At 68.8% G+C, this 12869-nt stretch carries 16 protein-coding genes and 1 tRNA gene; 7 read left to right on the forward strand and 10 right to left on the reverse strand.

Annotated features, from left to right (window positions below):
* Nucleotides 1-9: 9 nt before the first annotated feature.
* Nucleotides 10-309, forward strand: coding sequence for a hypothetical protein (locus DC434_RS10085; RefSeq protein ID WP_116635141.1), 300 nt, complete (start codon nucleotides 10-12; stop codon nucleotides 307-309).
* A gap of 23 nt (nucleotides 310-332) precedes the next feature.
* Here DC434_RS10085 and DC434_RS10090 read toward each other — a convergent pair whose 3' ends face one another.
* Genes DC434_RS10090 through DC434_RS10100 form a run of 3 tightly spaced genes read right to left on the reverse strand, consistent with a single transcriptional unit; the run spans nucleotide 333 to nucleotide 2983 of the window.
* Complete coding sequence (locus DC434_RS10090; protein WP_116635142.1) at nucleotides 333-1532, reverse strand: acetyl-CoA C-acetyltransferase; 1200 nt, start codon at nucleotides 1530-1532, stop codon at nucleotides 333-335.
* Entirely contained in the window at nucleotides 1525-2193 is a 669-nt protein-coding gene (locus DC434_RS10095) for a 3-oxoacid CoA-transferase subunit B (protein WP_207769944.1), read from the reverse strand. Before DC434_RS10095 ends, DC434_RS10090 begins: the two co-directional genes overlap by 8 nt.
* A 1-nt stretch (nucleotide 2194) precedes the next feature.
* A complete protein-coding gene (locus DC434_RS10100) occupies nucleotides 2195-2983 on the reverse strand; it encodes a CoA transferase subunit A (RefSeq protein ID WP_116635143.1) in 789 nt (262 codons plus the stop codon).
* A gap of 105 nt (nucleotides 2984-3088) precedes the next feature.
* Here DC434_RS10100 and DC434_RS10105 point away from each other — a divergent pair, with 105 nt between their 5' ends.
* Genes DC434_RS10105 through DC434_RS10120 form a run of 4 tightly spaced genes read left to right on the forward strand, consistent with a single transcriptional unit; the run spans nucleotide 3089 to nucleotide 6092 of the window.
* Nucleotides 3089-3877 carry an IclR family transcriptional regulator gene (locus DC434_RS10105; protein WP_116635144.1) on the forward strand — a complete coding sequence of 263 codons (789 nt, stop codon included), beginning with the start codon at nucleotides 3089-3091 and terminating at the stop codon, nucleotides 3875-3877.
* Between the two features lie 37 nt (nucleotides 3878-3914).
* Entirely contained in the window at nucleotides 3915-4352 is a 438-nt protein-coding gene (locus DC434_RS10110) for a MarR family transcriptional regulator (protein ID WP_116635145.1), read from the forward strand.
* Complete coding sequence (locus DC434_RS10115) at nucleotides 4349-5578, forward strand: MFS transporter (protein WP_116635146.1); 1230 nt, start codon at nucleotides 4349-4351, stop codon at nucleotides 5576-5578. Before DC434_RS10110 ends, DC434_RS10115 begins: the two co-directional genes overlap by 4 nt.
* 31 nt (nucleotides 5579-5609) lie before the next feature.
* Nucleotides 5610-6092, forward strand: a complete 483-nt coding sequence (locus tag DC434_RS10120; protein WP_116635419.1) for a YbaK/EbsC family protein — start codon at nucleotides 5610-5612, stop codon at nucleotides 6090-6092.
* Between the two features lies 1 nt (nucleotide 6093).
* Here the strand turns inward: DC434_RS10120 and DC434_RS10125 are convergent, their stop codons facing one another.
* The 3 genes from DC434_RS10125 to DC434_RS10135 form a co-directional block, all read right to left on the reverse strand.
* Entirely contained in the window at nucleotides 6094-6504 is a 411-nt protein-coding gene (locus DC434_RS10125; RefSeq protein ID WP_133192792.1) for a protease inhibitor I42 family protein, read from the reverse strand.
* A 44-nt stretch (nucleotides 6505-6548) separates the two neighbouring features.
* On the reverse strand, nucleotides 6549-6917 hold the full coding sequence (locus DC434_RS10130) for a hypothetical protein (RefSeq protein WP_116635148.1): 369 nt from the start codon (nucleotides 6915-6917) through the stop codon (nucleotides 6549-6551).
* A gap of 73 nt (nucleotides 6918-6990) precedes the next feature.
* A tRNA-Lys gene (locus tag DC434_RS10135) sits at nucleotides 6991-7063 on the reverse strand.
* A gap of 154 nt (nucleotides 7064-7217) precedes the next feature.
* On the opposite strand from DC434_RS10135, the gene hisN reads away from it, so the two are divergent.
* Nucleotides 7218-8015 carry a histidinol-phosphatase gene (gene hisN, locus DC434_RS10140; RefSeq protein ID WP_243408883.1) on the forward strand — a complete coding sequence of 266 codons (798 nt, stop codon included), beginning with the start codon at nucleotides 7218-7220 and terminating at the stop codon, nucleotides 8013-8015.
* Nucleotides 8016-8034: 19 nt separating this feature from the next.
* A complete protein-coding gene (locus DC434_RS10145) occupies nucleotides 8035-8604 on the forward strand; it encodes a hypothetical protein (protein ID WP_116635150.1) in 570 nt (189 codons plus the stop codon).
* Nucleotides 8605-8623: 19 nt separating this feature from the next.
* Here the strand turns inward: DC434_RS10145 and DC434_RS10150 are convergent, their stop codons facing one another.
* Genes DC434_RS10150 through DC434_RS10165 form a run of 4 tightly spaced genes read right to left on the reverse strand, consistent with a single transcriptional unit; the run spans nucleotide 8624 to nucleotide 12566 of the window.
* Nucleotides 8624-9436 carry an ABC transporter ATP-binding protein gene (locus DC434_RS10150; RefSeq protein ID WP_116635151.1) on the reverse strand — a complete coding sequence of 271 codons (813 nt, stop codon included), beginning with the start codon at nucleotides 9434-9436 and terminating at the stop codon, nucleotides 8624-8626.
* A complete protein-coding gene (locus tag DC434_RS10155; protein ID WP_243408884.1) occupies nucleotides 9433-10476 on the reverse strand; it encodes an iron chelate uptake ABC transporter family permease subunit in 1044 nt (347 codons plus the stop codon). The genes DC434_RS10150 and DC434_RS10155 overlap by 4 nt, the downstream gene beginning before the upstream one ends.
* Nucleotides 10473-11516, reverse strand: a complete 1044-nt coding sequence (locus DC434_RS10160; protein ID WP_116635152.1) for an iron chelate uptake ABC transporter family permease subunit — start codon at nucleotides 11514-11516, stop codon at nucleotides 10473-10475. Before DC434_RS10160 ends, DC434_RS10155 begins: the two co-directional genes overlap by 4 nt.
* 3 nt (nucleotides 11517-11519) lie before the next feature.
* Nucleotides 11520-12566: an ABC transporter substrate-binding protein gene (locus DC434_RS10165; RefSeq protein WP_165808047.1), complete on the reverse strand. Its 1047-nt coding sequence runs from the start codon at nucleotides 12564-12566 to the stop codon at nucleotides 11520-11522.
* Nucleotides 12567-12869: the final 303 nt, after the last annotated feature.

A 12869-nucleotide genomic window follows, 5' to 3' on the forward strand; every position in this document is an offset into this window, starting at 1 on the left:
CGTAGGAGCATGCGCTACCTCTTCAGCACAGGACTCGTCGCCGCGATCTCCGCGGGGATCTCGCTGCTGCGCGGCACCCGCCAGGAACCCATCACCTGGCGTGCCGCCCTGTCGTGGGTGAGCTGGGGCATCACCATGGCGCTCGCAGTCGGAGCGGTCGTCGACATGAATCGCGAACGTCGCGGCGTGCTCGTCGACGCGGACTCCCCGCAGTCGGTCAAGAAGTCGAAGAAGGCGCAGCGCCTGCAGTTCCGCTCGCAGAAGGCACTCGCCGACGCGCAGGACCACGCCAAGGACCGTCGCAGCTGAGACGACCCTTGGCGCACTCCGCTCTAGCGTGTGAGGATGAGCGCCTCGCCCTGACCCCCGCCGCCGCACAGCCCGACGGCTGCGGTTCCGCCGCCTCGACGGGCCAGCTCATGGGCCAGGTGCACCACGAGCCTGTTGCCCGAAGCGCCGATCGGGTGTCCGATCGCGATGCCGCCGCCGTGGATGTTGACGATCTCGCTGTCCAGCCCGAGCTCGACCTGTGAGCGGGCGACCACAGCGCCGAACGCCTCGTTGATCTCGACGAGATCGAGGTCTGCGGGTGAGATCCCCTGCTTCTCACAAGCCCGCTCGATCGCACGAGCCGGCTGAGCCTGCAGCGAGTTGTCGGGGCCGGCCGTCTGTCCGCTCGCGCCGACGGTCACGAGCACCGGCCAGCCCTTGGACTGGGCGACCCTGCGAGACGTGACGATGACGGCGGATGCACCGTCCGAGATCTGCGAGGAGTTCCCCGCGGTGATCGAGCCGCCTTCGGCGAACGCCGCACGCAGACCGGCGAGCGTCTCGACGGTGGTCTCCGGGCGGACGCCCTCATCCTTCGTCACCAGAAGCGGCTCGCCTCTGCGCTGCGGCACCGAGACGGTCACCAGCTCGGCGTCGAAAGCACCGGCCTCCTGCGCGGCGGCCGCGCGCTGATGCGAGAGCGCGGCGACGGCATCCTGCGCCTCGCGCGTCAGCTCGTACCGCGCGTTGTGCCGCTCGGTCGACGCGCCCATGCTCTCGCGGTCGTAGGCATCCGTCAGCCCGTCGTAGGCCATGTGGTCGAGCACCTCGACGCTGCCGTAGGTCCACCCGTCGCGGGAGCCCATCAGCAGGTGCGGGGCACGTGTCATCGACTCCATGCCCGCCGCCACGACGACCTCCGCGTCGCCCGTGCGGATCATCCGCCCGGCGTCGATGATCGCGGTCAGTCCCGAGAGGCAGACCTTGTTCACCGAGTGCGCCGGCACGTCCCAGCCGATCCCGGCGCCGATCGCTGCCTGACGGGCGGCGTTCTGCCCCGACCCCGCGGCGAGCACCTGGCCGACGATGACCGCATCGATTTCGGCCGGATCGACGGACCCCTGCTCCAGTGCGCCGCGGATGGCGAAGGCGCCGAGCTGCGGCGCCGTGAAGGCGGCCAGCTGCCCCTTGAGGCGTCCCTGCGGGGTGCGCGCTGCGGCGACGATGACGATGTCGTCCTCCGCCCCGTTGCGTTCAGCCATGTTCTTCGATCCTTCCGTCGGTGAGAGCGTCCGCGATGATGAGAGGCGGCTCGGTCGCCGCGACGACCTCGTCCACGGTCACGCCGGGGGCGAGCTCCACGAGAACGAGGCCCTGTTCAGTGATGTCGATGACCGCCAGGTCTGTGATGATCCGGTCGACGACCCCTCGTCCGGTGAGCGGGAGCGAGCAGCTGTCGACGATCTTCGCGCTCCCGTCACGAGCGACGTGCTCCATCAGCACGATCACGCGGCCGGCCCCGTGCACCAGGTCCATGGCTCCGCCCGGCCCCTTGACCATCTTGCCCGGGATCATCCAGTTGGCGAGATCGCCGGATGCCGACACCTGCATCGCGCCGAGGATCGCGGCGTCGATCTTCCCGCCGCGGATCATGCCGAAGCTCGCCGCAGAGTCGAAGAACGCGGATCCCGGCAGGACCGTGACGGTCTCCTTGCCGGCGTTGATGAGGTCGGGGTCGACCGCCTCCTCGCGAGGGTAGGGACCGACGCCGAGGATGCCGTTCTCCGACTGCAGCACGACGGTGACATCGCCGGGCACGTGGTTCGGCACGAGCGTGGGAAGGCCGATGCCGAGGTTGACATAGGCGCCGTCCTCGAGCTCGGCGGCGGCCCGTGCGGCCATCTGGTCTCGGGTGAGCGCCATGTCAGGCTCCTTCCACGGCGGCAGCAGGATCGAAGACCGTGCGCCGCTCGATGCGCTTGGGGATGTCGGGGCCGACCTCGACGATGCGATGCACGTAGACGCCCGGCAGATGGATGCTGTCCGGGTCGAGGTCGCCCGGTTCCACGAGTCGCTCGACCTGCGCGATGCATACGCGACCGGCCATCGCGGCGAGCGGGTTGAAGTTGCGCGCCGCCTTGTTGAAGACGAGGTTGCCGTGGCGGTCGCCGGCGGCGGCGTGCACGAGGGAGAAGTCAGTCGTGATGGCCTCCTCGAGGACGAACTCCTTCGGCACGCCGTCCACGTCGAACGTGCGGACGTCCTTCACCGGGGAGGCCACGGCGATCGATCCGTCCGCGTTGTACCTCCGGGGCAGCCCTCCCTCGGCGACCTGCGTGCCGACCCCGGTCTGGGTGAAGAACGCGGCGATGCCGGAGCCGCCGGCCCGGAGCTTCTCGGCGAGCGTGCCCTGCGGGGTCAGTTCGAGTTCGAGCTCGCCCGAGAGGAACTGCCGCTCGAACTCCTTGTTCTCGCCGACGTACGACGAGGTCATCTTGCGGATGCGCTGTGCCGCAAGCAGGACCCCGAGGCCCCAGTCGTCCACGCCGCAGTTGTTGCTGACGACGCTGAGCCCTTTCGTCCCCTGCGCGAGCAGAGCCTCGATGAGGGCGATCGGGTTGCCGGAGAGACCGAACCCTCCGACCGCGAGAGATGAACCGTCTGTGATGTCGGAGACGGCCGCAGCCGCCGATTCCCACTGTTTGTCGATCACGCCTGCTCCTTCGAATACGCGTCCTCGTCCAGCATCCGCCTTTCTCCCCCGACGAGGGAACAACAGTCTTGCGATGTGGGCGATCTCGGAGATAGCGTCCACATTATGGAACCGGCATCCCGCACCGTCCCGGGCGCTCAGGCCATCGCCAGAGCCGCCTCCCTGCTGCGCCTCGTCACGGCGGCCGGCGCCGAGGGAGCTTCTCTGCAGGACCTGGCCCGCGCGGCGGATCTCTCGAGATCGACCGCGCACCGCCTGCTCAGCGCGCTGAAGGCCGAGGGACTGGTCGATCGAGACGGCGAGAGCACCCGCTGGATGCCGGGGCCCGAGCTCTTCCTCATGGGGTCGGTGGCGGCGGCGAGATACGACGTCACCGGGCTCGCGCGCGACATCGTTCGCTCGCTGGCCGTCAAGACCGAGGAGAGCGCGTTCTTCTCCGTGCGGCGCGCCGACGAGACGGTGTGCCTGCTGCGCGAGGAGGGATCGTTCCCGATCCGCTCGTTCGTGCTCAGTGAGGGCGTGCGGTTCCCCCTGGGTGTCGCGAGCGCGGGTCTCGCCATCCTGGCCTTCCTCCCTGACCACGATGTGGATGCGTACCTCGAACGCCATCCGGAGCTGGAGAGCAGCTGGGGCCGCGCGCACGGAGACCTCCCGCTGCGCACACGGCTGACCGAGACGAAGGAGCGCGGCTACGCCGTGAATCCGGGCTTGATCGTGGAGGGCAGCTGGGGCATGGGGGCCGCCGTATTCGATCGCGCAGGTCGCCCGGAATGGGCGCTCAGCCTCACCGGTGTGGAGTTCCGCTTCGGCCACGATCGCATCGCCGAACTCGGCCGCACGCTGCTGTCTCACGCGCACCAGCTGTCGGCGCGCATCGCGACCGCTCGGCGGTGAGAACCCGATACATACCAACAGGTATATACTTGCTGGTATGAATCGTTCGGAAGTGATCCCTTCGCTCGTGCTCTCCGGCTACGCGCTCGGGCGCATCGCCGCGCAGGATGCCGGCAACGATGCACCGGCCGCCCAGTGGCGCGTGCTGAGTCTCCTGGAACAGGCGGGAGCACAGCGCGTCGGCACTCTCGCTTCCGCCGCGCGCACGACGCAGCCCGGCATGACGCGCCTGATCGGCGGACTCGAGCGGGACGGACTCGTGCGACGCTCCCCCGACCCGGACGATTCACGGGCCATCGTCGTCGACATCACGGTGCACGGCGCCGACACGCTCTCCGCGTGGCGTCGGGAGTTCCGCGAGACGCTCGCTCCGCGCTTCGCGGGCCTGAGCGACGACGACTGGAGCGCCCTCAGCCGAGCGGCCGAGATCCTCGCCGCGCACACCACCCCCGACTCGACAGGAGAAGCACGGTGAACACCCCCGCCACCACCTCGGTATGGAAGCAGCCCGCGCAGGTCTGGGCCGTCGCGTTCGCCTGCGTCGTCGCCTTCATGGGCATCGGGCTCGTCGACCCGATCCTCCCGGCGATCGCCGAGTCCCTCAAGGCCTCGCCGGTCGAGACCGAGCTACTCTTCACGAGCTACCTGCTGGTGACGGGGCTGGCGATGCTCGTGACGAGCTGGATCTCCAGCCGGATCGGCGCCAAGGCCACACTCCTGATCGGGCTGGCGCTGATCGTCGCCTTCTCGCTCCTCTGCGCGCTCAGCGGCAGCGTCGATGCCGTCATCGGGTTCCGTGCGGGTTGGGGACTCGGCAACGCGCTCTTCATCTCCACGGCCCTCGCCACGATCGTCGGGGCGGCATCCGGCGGCAGCAGCGCGGCCATCATCCTGTATGAGGCCGCCCTCGGACTCGGCATCGCGATCGGTCCACTCCTCGGCGGCATCCTCGGCGAGCAGAGCTGGCGCGGGCCGTTCTTCGGCGTCGTCGCGCTCATGGCCATCGCCTTCGTCGCCGTGCTGGTGCTCCTGCGCGGTCCCGGTGAGAAGCGTCAGCCGGTGCCCTTCTCGGCGCCGTTCACCGCGTTGCGTCGGCCCGCGCTCGCGATCCTCGCGGTCGCCGCCCTGTTCTACAACATCGGATTCTTCGTCCTCCTGGCGTTCTCGCCGTTCCCGCTCGGATTCGGAGCGCTCGGCATCGGGTTCACGTTCTTCGGCTGGGGTGTCGCCCTCGCGGTCACGAGCGTCTGGGTCGCTCCCGTCCTGATGCGTCGGATGCCGCGGACCCGCATCATCCTCATCGTGCTGCCGCTGCTCGCGCTCGATCTCGTGGCCGCCGGGCTCGTCGTCGGAAGCGCCGGCGCCCTGGTCGCCTGCATCGTGATCGGCGGGCTGCTGCTCGGTGTGATGAACACCGTCCTGACGGAGGCCGTGATGGAGGCGACCGACCTCCCCCGCTCCGTGGCGTCGTCGGCCTACTCGGCCGTCCGCTTCCTGGGCGGCGCCATGGCTCCGCCGATCGCCGCGCTGCTGTGGCACGCGTTCAACGCGACGGTGCCGTATCTCTTCGCCGCCGTGTCCGTGCTGCTCGCCGCCCTCACGGTGTTCCTCGGGCGGCGCGTGCTCGCGCACATCGATGACGAGCCATCAGATGCGGCTGCCGAAGACGCCGAGGCGATCCTGATCGGTGATGCCGCCTGAGACGCTCGTCGGGCTTCGCTACGGTGGAGCGATGAGCGATGCCTCCTCCCTCCCCGAACGCAGCGTCATCGTGCACCGTCACCTGACGGATGCCGGCGTGGACACCGAGATCCGCGTCCTCCCCGACTCTGCTCGCACCGCGGTCGAAGCCGCGTCCGCGATCGGCTGCGAGGTCGCCGCGATCGCCAACAGCCTCGTGTTCCTCGCCGACGGCGCACCGGTACTGGTGATGACGAGCGGCGGACACCGTGCCGATCTCGTGGTGCTGGCCCGGAACATCGGCGCCGCGGAGATCGTGATGGCACCGGCATCCGTCGTCCGGTCTGCCACGGGCCAGGCGATCGGCGGAGTCGCTCCGGTGGGTCACCCTGCCGCTCTGCGCACCTTCGTCGACGAGGACCTGCAGCGGTTCGACGTGATCTGGGCCGCAGCCGGACACCCGCACACGGTCATGCCGCTGACCTTCGACGAACTCCGTCGGATCACCGACGGTCAGGTCATCACGGTCGTGTGAGTCACTTCACCGTGACTTCGATCTTCGCCGTCTTCTGATCTTCCGGGTCCTCCGGGATCTCCCCACGGAAGCGGTACTCGAACTCGATCACGGTCGTCCCCTCCCCCGCCGGCGCGAATCGGTACGTGACCTCGCTGGGCGCACCGGTCATGCCGTCCTCGCCGAGATAGCGCGAGCGCTCCTCCCCGCGGCCGAGTACAGCGGCATCGGGCTCCTGCGTGATCTCCCAGTCCTCACCCACCGAGGAGTTGACCTCGCCGAAGTCGATGACGAGCGCCTCACCCGGGGCGAGAGTGACGGAGTCCGCCGTGTGGTCGATGACCTTCTCAGCCGCGCCGGCGCAGGACGCGAGTCCCGCTGCAACGGCGATCGCGCCGACCAGGATCACTGCGGACCGAATGAATCCGTGCATCGCACTCCCCCTCCGAGATGAGGATCACGGTATCGCATGTCGCGTCAGAGGAGCGGCGCGAACGATGCGGGGACCGTCACGTTCGGCGGGACCCCGATGAACAGGGGCGCGACCTGTTCCGGCGTGTAACCGGCGATGCCGCAGCCGACCGGTGTGAGCAGGAACCGCAGTTCCGGGTGCACCGACGCATAGGCGATGAAGGCGCGCGCCTCGCTCTCGAGCACGTCCAGCCCGCTCATCGTGTCGATCGCGTAGGTCTGACCGTGGCGCCCGTTGCCCTCACCCCACACCGCGCCGAACCTCTCATGGGCGATGCGCGCCGCGCCGCCGCCATGCAGGCCTCCCGCATTCGAACCGAACACGAAGACCTCATCCGGACGCAGCTCGGAGATGCGCTCAGGGGTGGTTTCCATAGCGGAACACTACGCCGCAGCCGCGAAAGCAGAAAAGCCCCGGAAACTGGCGAGAGTTTCCGAGGCTGATCCGTGCACCCCCTCGGACTTGAACCGAGAACCCACTGATTAAGAGTCAGTTGCTCTGCCGATTGAGCTAGAGGTGCGTGGCCCGGGATGACCCCGACCGAGGAATTACATTACCAGCCGATGGGCCCGAGGCGAAATCGAGGTCACCCCGGGCGTGGCAGACGCCGGACGGGCCCGAAACCTGGCGGAACGTCCCTCTGGCCGCCTCGCACGAACGACTATTCTGGGACCGTGACCGCCTCCCCCAGCGACGACCTCCTCACCCGCGACCTCGAGCTCGCGCTCCGCCTCGCGGATGCCGCCGATGCCCAGTCGCTCCCGCGTTTCGACTCCGCGGACCTCGAGATCTCGACGAAGGCCGACAACTCGCACGTGACCGACGCCGACCTCGCGACCGAGCGCGCGATCCGCGGCATCCTCGAGGCCGAGCGCCCCGACGACGGCATCTTCGGCGAGGAGTTCGGAGCGCAGGGCAGCACGCAGCGCCAGTGGATCATCGACCCGATCGACGGCACGGCGAACTTCCTCCGTGGCGTCCCGCTGTGGGGCACGATGATCGCCCTCGCGATCGACGGAGTCCCCCAGGTCGGGGTCGTGAGCATGCCGGCGTTCGGGCGACGCTGGTGGGCGTCCACGGGCAACGGCGCATGGACGTCGACCCCCGAAGGGCCCCGACGGATCCAGGCGTCCTCAGTGGCCGCACTGGACGATGCCAGCGTCAGCTTCCAGAGCATCGCGCAGTGGTCGCGCGCCGGACACCGCGATGCGCTCCTCACGCTCGCGGATCACGTCTGGCGCGATCGCGCGTACGGCGACGTCTACGCCTACATGCTCCTGGCCGAGGGCCGCATCGACATGGTCGCCGAGTTCGACGTCAAGGAGTACGACATCGCGGCAGCCGTCCCGATCGTCCGGGAAGCGGGCGGACGCATGACGTCGTTCGACGGCGAGGACACGATCTCCGCCCGCTCGACCCTCGCCACCAACGGCGTCCTCCACGATGCCTTCCTGACGCTCCTGCACGACTGATCGGACTGCGAGGCCCGCCATGCTCCGCCGCATCATCTCCGCCGTCGCCGGTGGGCTGGTGGCGCTCGGCGCACTGGCAGCCTGTGCGGCGCCGTCGGATCCGCCGGCCTCCTCGCCCTCCGCGTCGACGGCGAGGACACCTGACACGGACGGTGGTCCGACGGGCTCCCCCTCCGCGACCGCACCGGGCGAGGAGATCTCCTGCGAGACGATGATCTCGCCGGGAACGGTGGACGCGCTCTCGGCGGCCGGATGGACCGCGCAGCCGAAGGAGTTCGTGATCGGCGGCGTCGAACTCACCGCCGGAATGCTGTGCTTCTGGGCGGACTACTCGGTCGGCTCCGACCACGGACAGCTCTACGGGTGGTCGCCGATCACCGCCGACCAGGCCGCCGAGGCCCAGGAGGCACTGGCTGCCGGCAAGTGGCGCCGTGAGGAGGGCCCGCAGGGCGTGTACTTCACCGAGGACCCCGAGTACTCGATGGGCACCGACGACGACGGCTACGGCATGACCTACCTGTTCGGCGACGGCTGGGTGAAGGTGTCCGACACCCGGCAGGGTCTCATCCTCGTCACCTGGTCCGGCTGAACCGAACGCCTCCGTGCGCTCAGCGATCCTCCGCGGAGCGCACACGACCGATCGGCACGACACTGGGCTTGCCGGTGATCGGATCGGGCACGACCACGCACGGGAGGCCGAAGACCTCCTCGACGAGCTCAGCGGTCACGATGTCGGACGGGCGTCCCTCCGCCACCACCTCGCCGTCCTTCATCGCGATGAGGTGCGTGGCATAGCGGGCGGCGTGATTCAGATCGTGCAGGACCGCGACCAGCGTGCTCCCTCCCTCGTGCAGGTCGGTCAGCAGCTCGAGGAGCTCGATCTGATGTGCGATGTCGAGGAACGTCGTCGGCTCATCGAGGAGCAGGAGCGGCGTCTGCTGCGCGAGGACCATCGCGACCCAGACCCGCTGGCGCTGTCCTCCCGAGAGCTCGTCGACGAGTCGTGCGGAGAGCTCCGTGATCCCGGTCGCCGCCATCGCCTCGTCGACCGCGGTCTGATCGTCGTCCGACCACGGTCGCATCAACGTCTGGTGGGGATATCGACCTCGCGCCACGAGGTCCGACACGCGGATGCCGTCCGGGGCGAGCGAACTCTGCGGGAGGAGACCGACCCGGCGCGCGACCTCCTTGGCGCGGTAGCTGTGGATCTCCTTCCCGTCGAGGACCACATCGCCCTTCTCCGGCCGGATGAGGCGCGAGAGCGCACGCAGCAGCGTGGACTTGCCGCAGGCATTGGGACCGACGATCACCGTGAAGGAGCCGTCGGGAATCGCGACGGTCAGGTCGGTGGAGATCGTCCTGCGGTCGTAGCCGATCGTCACCCCTTCGGCGTGCAGACGGGTCGAGGGCTTTCCGGTCATCGACGGAATCCTTCCTTGATGAGCAGCCAGGCGAAGTAGCCGCCGCCCAGCACCACGGTGACGAGACCCACGGTGATCTCGAAGCGCTGGCCGATGAAGTCCGCGGCGAGGAGCAGCACCGCACCGGTCAGGCCCGCGCTCACCATGTCGAGTCCGGGAGACCGGACGAGTCTCCGGGCGACCTGAGGGGCGACGAGAGCGACGAACGAGATGGGCCCGGCGGCCGCCGTCACGATCGCAGTGAGCGATACGCCGAGCACCGTCATGATCAATCGTGATCGCTCGAGGCCGACGCCGAGCGCTCTGGCAGCGTCGTCCCCGAGCTCGAGCTGGGCGAATCCGCGCCGCACCATCGCGACGAGCGGAAGGACGACGACCAGCACGAGAGCGAACGGCAGCAGCTGCTCGGCTCCGAGGGCCGAGAAAGAGCCGAAGCCCCAGGCGATCGCGGCTCGTGCCTCCTGGGCGCCGGTGCTGATCAGCAGGTAGCTGTTGATGCCGACGAGGAAGGCCGAGAGCCCGATGCCGACGATGATGAAGCGGAATCCCTGGATACCGCCGCGATAGGCCAGAACGTAGACGAGCAGCGCCGTGACCACCCCGCCGAGAACGGCGCCGGTGGCGATCAGCGTGTAGGAGACGCTGCCGAGAACGAGCATGACGACGAGCGCGCCGGTGTACGACCCGGCGTCGAAGCCGATGACATCCGGGCTGCCGAGAGGATTGCGAGTCAGAGATTGGAAGATCGCGCCGCTCACCCCCAGTGCGATCCCCCCGAGCACGGCGAAGAGAACCCGGGGCAGACGCCACTCGAGGACCAGCTTGCGGACGTTGCCCTCCCCGGATCCGGTCAGCGCGGAGAGGACCTGCGCGAGATCGAGCTGGAACGTTCCGATGGCGAGGGCCGCCATACCGAGTACGACGAGCACGAGGACGAGGACGATGCGCACGACGAGGGTGCGCATCTCGATGCGCCAGATCGCCCCGCCCATCCGGACGGAGAGCACGCGCGGCGGTGCGTCGACGGTGAGCGCGCTCACAACCCGCTCACCTTCTTGCGTCGTGCGAGGGCGATCAGCACGGGCGCCCCGACGATGGCGGTGACGATGCTCACCTGCAGCTCGCCCGAGGGGAGCACGACACGACCGATGACATCGGAGAACAGGAGCATGCTCGGCGCGACCACGGCGGAGAAGGGGATGATCCAGCGCTGATCCGGGCCGGTGAACCATCGCACGGCGTGCGGCACCATGAGTCCGATGAACGCGATGGGGCCGGCGACGGCGGTGGCTCCGCCGGCCAGGACGGTCACTCCCACCACGGACAGGATCCTGGTGCGCACGAGGCGGGCGCCCAGCGTGCGCCCCAGGTCGTCACCGAGCGCGATCGCATTCAGCGGACGGGCGAGGAGGAAGGACAGCAGGAGGCCCGCCCCGATCAGGGGTGCGATGACCGCGAGTGCGCTCTCATCGCGCCCTCCGAGGCTGCCGAGGCCCCAGAAGCGCAAGGTGCTGAACACCTCCATGTTCTTCAGGATCACGATCGAGGTGATCCCGCTGAGGACGGCGCCGATCGCGACTCCGGCCAGCGTCATCCGGCCGGGAGAGGGACCGCCCCGACCGGCGGCGCCGATCAGATAGACGACGAGCGTCACGACGAGCGCCCCGCCCAGAGCGAACCACACGTACGCGCTCGGACCGCGGACTCCGAGCAGGCCGATGCCCATGGTGACCGCGAACGTCGCACCGGCGTTGACCCCGAGGATGCCCGGATCAGCCAGCGGATTACGGGTGAAGGCCTGGATCAGGGCACCGCACACTCCGAGCGCGGGACCGACGACGAGTCCCACGATCGTGCGCGGCAGACGCGAGTCGCGGACGATCGCCTGGGCATCCGACCCGTCGAAGTCCACGAGCGCGCCGATGGCCGTCGCGGGCGGGAGCGCCTTCGCGCCGACCATCAGGCTCAGCAGCACCGCGATGAGGAGGACGATGATCGCGAGAGCGAGACCGCCCGCTCGAGATGCCGCGCCGCGGGACGTCGGAAGACGTTCCGCGGCGCGGCTCGACACGGCGGTCATCGATCAGTTCGACGAGGGGACGCCCGAGGAGAGCGCGTCTGCGAGGTCATCGATGGTCGCCGGGATGCTGAGCACGCTCGGTGCCGTGGTCGCCCATCCGAGTCGTTGGTCCTGGAAGAAGTAGTACGAGCCGTCTGCGATCGGCGCCCAGCGAGCGAGCAGCGGATCCTCGACGGTGTGCGCGACCTCGTCCGGAGTGTTCGCCCACCCGACGTGGAACTGCGACTCGATGTCGCCGACCTCTTCCAGGCTGACGTTCGCGAAGAACTCCTCGGTGCTGTCCTCGAGCGCGGCCACGTCGGGCGACGACACGAAGCCGAGCTGTTCGAGCAGCGGCACCCGCGGGTCGCGCGGCAGGTAGAGGCCGATCGAGGTCTCGCCTTCGGCGACGAACCAGCCATAGGTGAACACCACGTCCTGGAACTCCGGGTGCGCCTCGGCGGCGGCGGCGATCGCGGCGTCGGCCTCGTCGAGCAGGACCTGTGCTTCCTCCTCCTTGTCGAGAATCGATCCGATCGTGAGGGTGAGCTCTTCGCGATCCGACGCCCACATCGATTCGGCGAATCCGACGGTCGGGGCGATCTCGGAGAGACGCTCGTAATCGGTCTCGGTGATCCCCGAGTGGTTCGCGAGGATCACATCCGGTCCGAGGGCGAGGATCTGCTCGAAGTCGTATTCCGCGGCGTCGGTGAAGGAGATGATCTCGGGCAGCTCTCCGCCCAGCTCCTCGACCTTGTCGGCGAACCACGGCAGGTACGTGTCGACGTTCCCCCAGCTGAAGTCCTCGACGCCGACGGGCACCTCGCCGAGGGCGGCCACCACATCCTGCGAGTACCAGCCGAGGGTGACGATGCGCTCCGGCTTCTCGTCGATCGTCGTCTCCCCGTACGCGTGCTCGACGGTCAGGGGGTACACCCCGGAGCCACCGGATGATGCGGCATCCCCCTGGGACGAGTCGGCCCCCGCACAGGCGGAGAGGGCGGATGCGGCGACGATGAGCGCGGTGAGCGCGACGAGCGCTCGCGGGGCGCGCCGGAGGGGGCGGGACATGGGACTCCTCGGGTGGAAGGCAGGGATGACGCGCTCCAACATAGTGAAGGCTTACCTTATTTGCTATCGTCCTGAGAGGACTCCTATCTGCTTCGAACTCCCGTGGCCTGTCCGCTGGAGACGATCCATGGCCGTTGCGAACGGCAGAAGGGCGGGATGCTGTGCTTGGAACGACATCCGAGAATCTGGAGGCGCATCGGGAGAGAGTCGCGTCCGATCAGTATTTCGAGCCGCATCTGCACGACACGGACCAGTTGGCGTGGATCCCGGGCGGTGCTCGCGTCGTCATCGGTCGATCGCGAT

This window comes from Microbacterium sp. TPD7012 (assembly GCF_003075395.1).
In the GTDB taxonomy this organism is placed as follows: domain Bacteria; phylum Actinomycetota; class Actinomycetes; order Actinomycetales; family Microbacteriaceae; genus Microbacterium.

What these genes read in the sequence shown, in the direction of transcription:
- DC434_RS10130 (WP_116635148.1), bottom strand. Translation starts at nt 6,917, where the DNA reads ATGGAAACCACCCCTGAGCGCATCTCCGAGCTGCGTCCGGATGAGGTC.
- DC434_RS10120 (WP_116635419.1), top strand. Translation starts at nt 5,610, where the DNA reads ATGAGCGATGCCTCCTCCCTCCCCGAACGCAGCGTCATCGTGCACCGT.
- DC434_RS10105 (WP_116635144.1), top strand. Translation starts at nt 3,089, where the DNA reads ATGGAACCGGCATCCCGCACCGTCCCGGGCGCTCAGGCCATCGCCAGA.
- DC434_RS10165 (WP_165808047.1), bottom strand. Translation starts at nt 12,566, where the DNA reads ATGTCCCGCCCCCTCCGGCGCGCCCCGCGAGCGCTCGTCGCGCTCACC.
- DC434_RS10145 (WP_116635150.1), top strand. Translation starts at nt 8,035, where the DNA reads ATGCTCCGCCGCATCATCTCCGCCGTCGCCGGTGGGCTGGTGGCGCTC.
- DC434_RS10125 (WP_133192792.1), bottom strand. Translation starts at nt 6,504, where the DNA reads ATGCACGGATTCATTCGGTCCGCAGTGATCCTGGTCGGCGCGATCGCC.
- DC434_RS10160 (WP_116635152.1), bottom strand. Translation starts at nt 11,516, where the DNA reads ATGACCGCCGTGTCGAGCCGCGCCGCGGAACGTCTTCCGACGTCCCGC.
- DC434_RS10090 (WP_116635142.1), bottom strand. Translation starts at nt 1,532, where the DNA reads ATGGCTGAACGCAACGGGGCGGAGGACGACATCGTCATCGTCGCCGCA.
- DC434_RS10095 (WP_207769944.1), bottom strand. Translation starts at nt 2,193, where the DNA reads ATGGCGCTCACCCGAGACCAGATGGCCGCACGGGCCGCCGCCGAGCTC.
- DC434_RS10085 (WP_116635141.1), top strand. Translation starts at nt 10, where the DNA reads ATGCGCTACCTCTTCAGCACAGGACTCGTCGCCGCGATCTCCGCGGGG.
- DC434_RS10150 (WP_116635151.1), bottom strand. Translation starts at nt 9,436, where the DNA reads ATGACCGGAAAGCCCTCGACCCGTCTGCACGCCGAAGGGGTGACGATC.
- DC434_RS10110 (WP_116635145.1), top strand. Translation starts at nt 3,915, where the DNA reads ATGAATCGTTCGGAAGTGATCCCTTCGCTCGTGCTCTCCGGCTACGCG.